Annotated in this window: 1 protein-coding gene; it reads left to right on the forward strand. The window is 76.2% G+C overall.

Annotated features, from left to right (window positions below):
* A partial coding sequence (locus AB0399_RS39820) for an SDR family NAD(P)-dependent oxidoreductase (RefSeq protein WP_366414611.1) occupies nucleotides 1-9,041 on the forward strand: 9,041 nt, incomplete at both ends.

Genomic DNA, 9,041 nt, shown 5'->3' on the forward strand with positions numbered 1-9,041 from the left:
GGAACCACCCCCACCTGGACCACCCAACTCCCCACCCCCACCACCCAACCCACCCTCCCCACCTACCCCTTCCAACACCAACGCTACTGGCTGCGTACGACCTCTCCGGCCGGCTCCCACCCCGGAGTCGCCGTGCGCGACCACCCGCTGCTGAGCGCGGCTGTGCCGCTGGCGGGTGCGGGTGGTGCGGTGCTGACGGGTGCGCTGGGCGCGGGGTCTCCGGAGTGGTGTGCCGACCACGCGGTCGCCGGGTCGGTGCTGCTGCCGGGTACCGCCTTCGTGGAGATGGCGATGCGGGTCGGCGACGAGGTCGGGTGCGGGACGGTCGAGGAGTTGACGGTGCGGGCGCCGCTGGCGCTCACCGGTCAGGTGACCGTGCAGGCCGCGGTGGGTGAGCCGGACGCGGCCGGGCGGCGTTCGGTGACCGTGCACTCCCGGCCGGGCCCGGCCGGCTCGGACGCCGCGTGGACGCTCCACGCCGAAGGTCTGCTGGCCGAGGAAGCCCTCGACGGTGTCGGTGACCCGTCCCCCGGCCTCGCCTCCTGGCCGCCGTCCGGTGCCGACCGTCTGCCGACGAGCACGCTGTACGACGACCTGGCCGCCCAGGGATACGACTACGGCCCCGCGTTCCAGGGCGTGCGTGCCCTCTGGCGCCGCGCGGACGAGGTGTTCGCGGAGGTCGAACTGCCCGCGGAGGCGGGTGCGTCCGACGGGTTCCTGCTGCATCCGGCGCTCCTCGACGCCGCCCTGCACGCTGTGGCGGCGACCGGGCTGCTGCCCCGGGTGCCGGGCATCCGGCTGCCGTTCGCGTGGTCGGGGGTGCGGGTGCACGCCTCCGGCGCGCGGGCGCTGCGGGTGCTGCTGCGCCGTACGGGGCCGGAGACCGTGGAGCTGACCGCCGTGGACGGCGACGGTGCGCCGGTGGTGTCCGTGGCGTCGCTGGCGCTGCTGCCGGTCGCCGTGGAGGCGCTGCGGACGACCTCGCGGTCCGAGGAACTGTTCGCGGTGCGGTGGGAGGAGGCAGGGCCGGCCGCCTTGGCGGACGGGTCCGGCCCGGGCGGGTGGGCGGCCCGGATCTCCGGGCCCGGCGAACTCGACACGCTCGACGGGCTCGACGAACTCCTCGTGCCGAGCGGGGAGTCCACGCTCGACGCCGCACCCGCGCAGGTCCCGCACGGCGACCTTCCTCCTGTGCTGCTGGACCTCGTCGGCCGCTCCCCCGTGGAGGTCTGCGAGCTGGTCCTGTCCGTGTTGGCGGTCGTCCGCCGCTTCGTGACCGACCCAGGTCTGCGGAACCACCGGTTGGTGGTGCGGACCCGGGGCGCGGTCGCGGTGGACGACGGTGACCGGGTCACCGACCCGGCGGCGGCGGCCGTATGGGGTCTGGTGCGGTCGGCGCAGAGCGAGCACCCCGGGCGGTTCGTCCTCGTCGACACGGACGGCGGCGCGGCCACCGATGCCGACACCGACGCGGACACCGACGCGGACGTCGTATCGGTTCCGGTCGGGGACGAGCCGCAGTTCGCGCTGCGGGGCGGGGCGGCGTACGTGCCGCGCCTCGTCCGTCACCCCGGTGCCGAAGGGGATGCGGCGCCTGAAGAAGGGGATGCGGCGCGGGCCGAAGCGGATGCCCCGCCCCCCTTCGACCCCGACCGTACGGTCCTGGTGACCGGCGGCACGGGAAGCCTGGGCTCGCTCGTGGCCCGGCACCTCGTCGCCGTGCACGGGGTGCGGCGGCTGCTCCTGCTCAGCCGTTCGGGGGCGGACGCGGCCGGAGCGGCCGAACTGGTCGGCACCTTGGCGGAGTCGGGTGCCGTCGCCGACGTACGGGCCTGTGACATCGGGGACCGGGAGGCGCTGGCCGCCGTCGTGGCGGAGGTCCAGGCGTCGGGGCATCCGCTGGGCGCCGTGATGCACCTGGCGGGCGTGTTGGCGGACGCGACCGTCGAGGGGCTCAGCGACGAGGCCGTGGCGGCGGTGCTGCGGCCGAAGGCCCGCGCCGCCTGGCACCTGCACGAGCTGACCGCCGGACTCGACCTGTCGGCGTTCGTTCTGTTCTCGTCGGTGGCGGGGGTGCTCGGCAACCCGGGGCAGGGCAATTACGCGGCGGCCAACGCGTTCCTCGATGCCCTGGCCCTCCACCGGCGGCAACTCCGGCTGCCCGCACTGTCGTTGGCGTGGGGCCTGTGGGAGCAGCCGTCGGGGATGACCGGGCGGCTGGACGGGCGGGACCTGGCCCGGATGCGGCGCGCCGGGCTGCTGCCGCTGCCGGCTCAGCGGGGGCTGGCCCTGCTGGACGCCGCCCTCGCCGCGGCGGCGCGGGACGGCGGCCCGGCCGCCCTGGTGCCCGCCCGGCTCGACCCGCGGGCGCTGGTGCGGGCCGGGCGGCCCGTACCGCCGCTGCTGTCGCGGCTCGTGCCGCGTGCCGCACGGCGGACGGCCGCGCAGGCGAGGCCGGCGGCGGCGTCCCGGTCGGGGCTGGAGGAACGGCTGGCCGGGCTGTCGGCCGACGAGCGGGAGCGGCTGCTGCTGGGCGTGGTGCGTGACGAGACGGCGCTGGTGCTGGGGCATGCGAGCGGTGACGGGCTGGACGTGGCGAGCGAGTTCCGGGAGCTGGGCCTCGACTCGCTGATGGCGGTGGAGGTGCGCAACCGGCTGGCGACGGCCACCGGGCTCGCCCTGGCGTCCACGGTGGTCTTCGACCATCCCACCCCCCGCGCGCTGGCCCGGTTCCTGGACGGCCGGCTGGCCGGCGCGGACGCCGTGTCCGAGGCTGCGCGGAACGCCCGGAACGCCGTGCCGCGCGACGACGGCGAGCCGGTGGCGATCATCGGCATGGCCTGCCGCTACCCGGGCGGGGTGGACGGACCCGCCGACCTGTGGCGCCTGGTGCTCCAGGAGCGGGACGCGGTGGGCGAGTTCCCGGTGGACCGCGGCTGGGATCTGTCCGCGCTGTTCGACCCCGCGGCCGGCGCGCGCGGCACCAGCGCCACCCGGCACGGCGGGTTCCTGGACGACGCCGCCGGCTTCGACCCGGCGCCGTTCGGGATCTCGCCCCGCGAGGCGCTGGCCATGGACCCGCAGCAACGACTGCTGCTGGAGGTCTCCTGGGAGGCCCTGGAGAACGCGGGCATCCCGGCGGAGGCCGTCCACGGCTCGCACGGTGGTGTGTTCGCGGGGCTGATGTACCACGACTACGGCAGCGGCGTGACCGAGGTGCCGGAAGGCGTGGAGGGATATCTGCTGACGGGCGGTGCCGGCAGCGTCGCCTCGGGCCGGATCGCCTACGCGCTGGGCCTTGAGGGCCCCGCGCTGACGGTGGACACCGCGTGCTCGTCGTCGCTGGTGGCACTGCACCTGGCCGCGCAGTCGCTGCGGCGCGGGGAGTGCGATCTGGCGCTGGCCGGCGGGGTGACGGTGATGGTCGCGCCGGACACGTTCGTGGAGTTCTCCCGGCAGGGCGGGCTGGCGCGCGACGGCCGCTGCAAGTCGTTCGCCGAGGGGGCTGACGGCACCGGCTGGTCCGAGGGCGTGGGCATGCTGCTGGTGGAGCGGCTGCCGGACGCGCTGCGCAACGGGCACCGGGTGCTGGCCGTGCTGCGCGGCTCGGCCGTCAACCAGGACGGCGCCTCCAACGGGCTGACCGCGCCCAGCGGCACCGCCCAGCAGCGCGTCATCCGCGAGGCGCTCGCCGACGCCAGGCTCGCCCCGGCCGACGTGGACGCCGTCGAGGGCCACGGCACCGGCACCGTCCTGGGCGACCCGATCGAAGCAGGGGCCCTGCTGGAGACGTACGGCCGGGACCGGCCGGCCGAACGGCCGCTCTATCTCGGCTCGGTGAAGTCCAACCTCGGCCACACCCAGGCCGCCGCGGGTGTCGCGGGCATCATCAAGATGGTCATGGCGCTGGGCGAGGGCGTCCTGCCGCGCAGCCTGCACGCGGGTGAGCCGTCCTCGCACGTCGACTGGGCGTCCGGCGCGGTGGAGCTGCTGGCGCGCACCCGCGCCTGGCCCGAGACGGACCAGCCGCGGCGGGCCGCCGTGTCGTCCTTCGGGATCAGCGGGACGAACGCGCACGTCATCCTGGAGCAGGCGCCGCCGTCCGCCGGACCGCCCGAGCGCGGCCCGGCGCCCGCCACCGTCCCGTTGCTGCTGTCGGCGGCCGACGGGGAGGCGCTGCGGGCGCAGGCCGCGCGGATCGCGGCGACCGTCGGCTCCGGCACCGAACTCGTGGACGCCGCCTGGTCGTTGACGACCACGCGCAGCGCGCTGCCCTGGCGTGCCGCGGTCGTCGCCGGCGGGCGGGAGCAGGCGGTCGAGCGGCTGCTGGCGGTGGCCGAGGGGCGCTCCACCGCCGGCACCCTGACCGGCCGGGCCCGGGAGGACGCCCTGCTCGCGGTCGTCTTCAGCGGCCAGGGCAGCCAGCGCCCCGGCATGGGCCGGGAACTGTACGCGTCCCAGCCGGTGTTCGCGGCGGCCTTCGACGAGGTGTGCGCGCACTTCGCCCCGCATCTCGAACAGCCGCTGCGGGACGTCGTGTTCGGCACGGACGCGGAGCTGCTGGACCGCACCGACCACGCGCAGGCCGCGCTCTTCGCCGTCGAGGTGGCGCTGTACCGGCTGCTGGAGCACTGGGGAGTGCGGCCCGGCCTGCTGATCGGGCACTCCATCGGCGGGTTCGCGGCGGCCTGTGTCGCCGGGGTGTGGTCACTCGCCGACGCCTGCGCGCTGGTGGCGGCGCGCGGACGGCTGATGCGGGCGGTGCCGGCGGACGGGGCGATGGCCGCCGTGGAGGCCACGGAGGAGGAGACCCGGCACGCGCTCGCGGGGTACGGCGACCGGGTGGGCGTGGCCGCGGTCAACGGACCGTCCGCCGTGGTGGTCTCCGGTGACCGCGACGCCGTCGAGGAGGTGGCGGAGCGCTTCCGCGCGCGGGGGCGGCGGGTACGGCGGCTGCGGGTCGACCACGCCTTCCACTCGGCGCACATGGACGCGATGGCGGACGCCTTCGCGGAGGTCCTGGCCGGGGTGTCCTTCCATCCGCCGGCGGTACCCGTCGTGTCCGACCTGACCGGCGCGCCGGCCGGCCCGGACGAACTCTGCTCACCCTCCTACTGGGTGCGGCACGTCCGCGAGCCGGTCCGCTTCGCCGACGGCGTCGGCGCGCTGCACGCGGCGGGCGCGACGGCGTACCTGGAGCTGGGGCCCCCGGGCGCGCTCACCGGGGCCGTCCGCGACAGCCTGCCGGCGGACGCCTCGCCCACCGTCGTCGCGGCGCTGCGCGCCGACCGGCCCGAGCCGGCGGCCTTCGTCGAGGCGCTGTCGGCCCTGCACCTGTCGGGCCTGCGGGTGGACTGGTCGCGGGCGTTCGAGGGCACCGGCGCCCGGACCGTCGCACTGCCCGGCTACCCGTTCCGGCACCGCCGCTTCTGGCTCTCCGCGACCGCGCGGACCACGGCCCCCGACGCGCTCGGAACCCTCGGAGCCCTCGTGGGAGAGCTCGACCTCACCGAGGAGCAGACACGGACGCTGGGCGCGCTGCTGGACACCCGCGACCGCGCGGACCGGATGCGCCGCCACGCTCACCAGGTGGCGTGGGTGCCGGTGTCCGTCGACGGGGCGCGGCTGCACGGGCGTTGGCGGGTGGACCTGCCGGCCGGCACCGATCCGGCGGACCCGCGGGTGACGGCTCTGCGCTCCGCGCTGGAACGGGCCGGCGCCGAGGCCGTGGCGGGCACCGCCGTGGGCCCGCCCGACGACGGTGCCGTCGCGGGTGTCGTGGTCGCGGCCGCCCTCGCACCGGACCCCGGTCTGTTCGCGCTGGCGGCGGCCCGCGATGCCGGCGGTGCCGAAGGCCCGGACGCCCCGCGGTGGTTCCTCACCGAGGGTGCCGTCTCCACCGGAGCCCAGGACCCGGTACGCACGGTGGCGCAGGCCGCGGTGTGGGGGCTCGGCCAGGTCGTCTCGCTCGAACTCCCCTCCCTCTGGGGCGGCCTGGCGGACGTGGGCGGCTTCGGCGACCGCGACCTGGACGCGCTGTGCGCCGTGCTCGCATCGGGCAGCCGCCCCGGCCGGGAGGACCAGATCGCCCTGCGCGACGGACGCGTCCGGGGCCGCCGCGTCGTCCCGGCCCCCGACCGCCCGACGAATCCCCCTACGGCCAGTGCGGGCACCTCCGGTGCGGATGCGGCCGGAGCAGGCACCGTCGGTACGAACGCGGCCGGTGCGCACTTCGCTCATACGGACACGGCCGGAGCAGGCACGGCCGGTACGGACAAGGCCGGTGCGCACTTCGCTCATACGGACACGGCCGGTACAGGCACCGTCGATGCGAACACGGCCGGTACGAATGCGGCTGGTGCGGACACGGCCAGTGCAGACACCACCCGTATGGACACAGCCGATCCAGACATCGCCGGCGCGGACACGGCCGATCCCGGCACCGTCGGTACAGTCACGGCCGGTGCGGACACGGCCGGTACTGGAGCGGCCGGCTCGGAATCGGCCAGTCCGGAAACCGCCCGCGCGGACACGGCCGGTACGGACACGGCCGGTGCGGACGCAGCCGGTGCGGACACGGCCGGTACTGGAGCGGCCGGCTCGGAATCGGCCAGTCCGGAAACCGCCCGTACAAGCACCGCCGATGCGAACACGACCGGTACGGACACGACCGCTGTAGGCACCGCCCGTACAGGCACCGCCCATTCGGACACCACCCGTGCGGACACGGCCGGTGCGGACGCAGCCGGTGCGGACACAGCCGGTGTAGGCACCGCCCGTACAGGTACCGCCCATGCGGACACCACCCGTACAGGCACCGCCCTTACCGGCGCCGCCCGCGCGGACACCGACCGTACCGGCGCCGTACGCGGGCGGCGGTGGCGCGCTCGCGGGACCGTCCTGGTCACCGGGGGGACCGGGGCGCTCGGCGCCCATGTGGCCCGGTGGCTCGCGGAGAACGGCGCCGGCCGTCTCGTCCTCACCGGCCGTCGGGGCGAGGCCGCCCCGGGTGCGGCCGATCTCGTGGCCGCGCTGCGGGAGTTGGGTGCGGAGGTGGAGGTGGTCGCCTGCGACACCGCGGACCGCGCCGCGGTCGCCGACCTGATCGCACGTCATCGGCCCACCGCCGTCTTCCACGCGGCCGGTGTCTTCGAGGCGCGCCCGGTGACCGGGCTGTCGGCCGAGGAGTGGTCCGCGGTGGTCGCGGGCAAGGCCGACGGGGCTTGCCACCTCGACGAGTTGACGCGGGAGGCCGGCCTGGAGCTGGACGCCTTCGTGCTGTTCTCGTCGGTCGCCGGGGTGTGGGGCAGCGCCGGGCAGGCCGCGTACGCCGCCGGCAACGCGGTGCTGGACGCCCTCGCCCAGCGGCGGCGGGCCGACGGGCTGCCCGCGACGTCCATCGCGTGGGGCCCGTGGGAAGGCGCGGGCATGGCGGCGGACGACGAGGTGGCCGGGCTGCTGCGGCGCAGCGGACTGCGCCCGTTGCCACCGGCGGACGCCCTGGACGCGATGGAACGGGTGCTGGCGTCGGATCGCACCTGCCAGGTCGTCGCCGATGTGGACTGGCCGCGGCTGACCGCGCTGTTCGCCGCGGTGCGGCCCGGCCCGCTGTTCGCCCTGTCGGCGGCGCACGGCGACACGGAAGCCGCCACGGAGGGCGAGGCGGGGGCGGACGCCGGTGGCTTCGCGCGCCGCGTGGGCGCGCTGCCGCCCCTCGAACAGGAGCGGACGGTGCTGGCACTGGTGCGGGACGAGGTGGCGGCCGCCCTCGGGCACGACACGGCCCACGACCTCGATGTCACGCAGACCTTCAAGAGCCTCGGCCTGGATTCGCTGACCGCGGTGGAGGTGCGCGACCGGATCAGCAGGGCGACCGGGCTCGCCCTGCCCGCCATCGTCGTCTTCGACCATCCCACCCCGCGCGACCTGGCCGCCGCGATCCGCGACCGGCTGACCGGCGCGGAGCGGGAGCAGGCGCCGTCCGCCGCCTCGGCCGCGGACGAACCGATCGCCGTCATCGGCATGGCCTGCCGCTATCCCGGCGGCACGGTCAGCCCCGAGGACCTGTGGCGGCTGGTCGTCGAGGAGCGGGACGCCATCGTGGCCTTCCCCACCGACCGCGGCTGGGACCCGGCCGCCGTGTACGACCCGGACCCGGCCTCGGCCGGGACGTCGTACTCCCGCGAGGGCGGCTTCCTGGACGACATCGCCGGATTCGAGCCGGGCCTGTTCGGGATCTCGCCGCGCGAGGCGCTGGCCATGGACCCGCATCAGCGGTTGCTGCTGGAGACGACCTGGGAGTCCTTCGAACGGGCCGGTATCCCGCCGACATCACTGCGCGGCAGCAGTACGGGCGTCTTCGTCGGCGCGGGCGAGCAGGACTACGCGGCCGGGGTGAAGGACGCCCCCGAGGGGGTCGCCAACCACCTGCTGCTCGGGCACACCGCCAGCGTCCTGTCCGGCCGGGTCGCCTACGTCTTCGGCCTGGAAGGGCCCACTCTCACCCTCGACACGGCCTGCTCGGCCGGCCTGGTCGCCCTGCACCTCGCGGTACGTGCGCTGCGCGGCGGGGAGTGCGACCTGGCGGTGGCGGCCGGGGCGACGGTGATGTCGACGCCGGGCGGCTTCGTGGAGTTCAGCCGGCAGCAGGTGCTCGGCCGGAGCGGGCGCTGCCGCTCGTACGCCGACGACGCGGACGGCTCGGCCTTCTCCGAGGGCATCGGCACGCTGGTCGTCGAGCGGCTGTCGGACGCGCGGCGCCACGGGCATCCGGTACTGGCCGTGATCCGCGGCTCGGCCGTCAACCAGGACGGCGCCTCCAACGGGCTGAGCGCGCCCAGCGGACGGGCCCAGCAGCGGGTGATCCGGCAGGCGCTCGCCGACGCCGGGCTGACCCCGGCCGACGTGGACGCCGTCGAGGGGCACGGCACCGGCACGCCGCTCGGTGACCCCATCGAGGTGACCGCGCTGCTCGCCACCTACGGACAGCACCGGCCGGCCGAACACCCCCTCTACCTCGGCTCGTTGAAATCCAACATCGG

It is taken from the genome of Streptomyces sp. NPDC088194 (assembly GCF_040702025.1).
Lineage (GTDB): Bacteria > Actinomycetota > Actinomycetes > Streptomycetales > Streptomycetaceae > Actinacidiphila.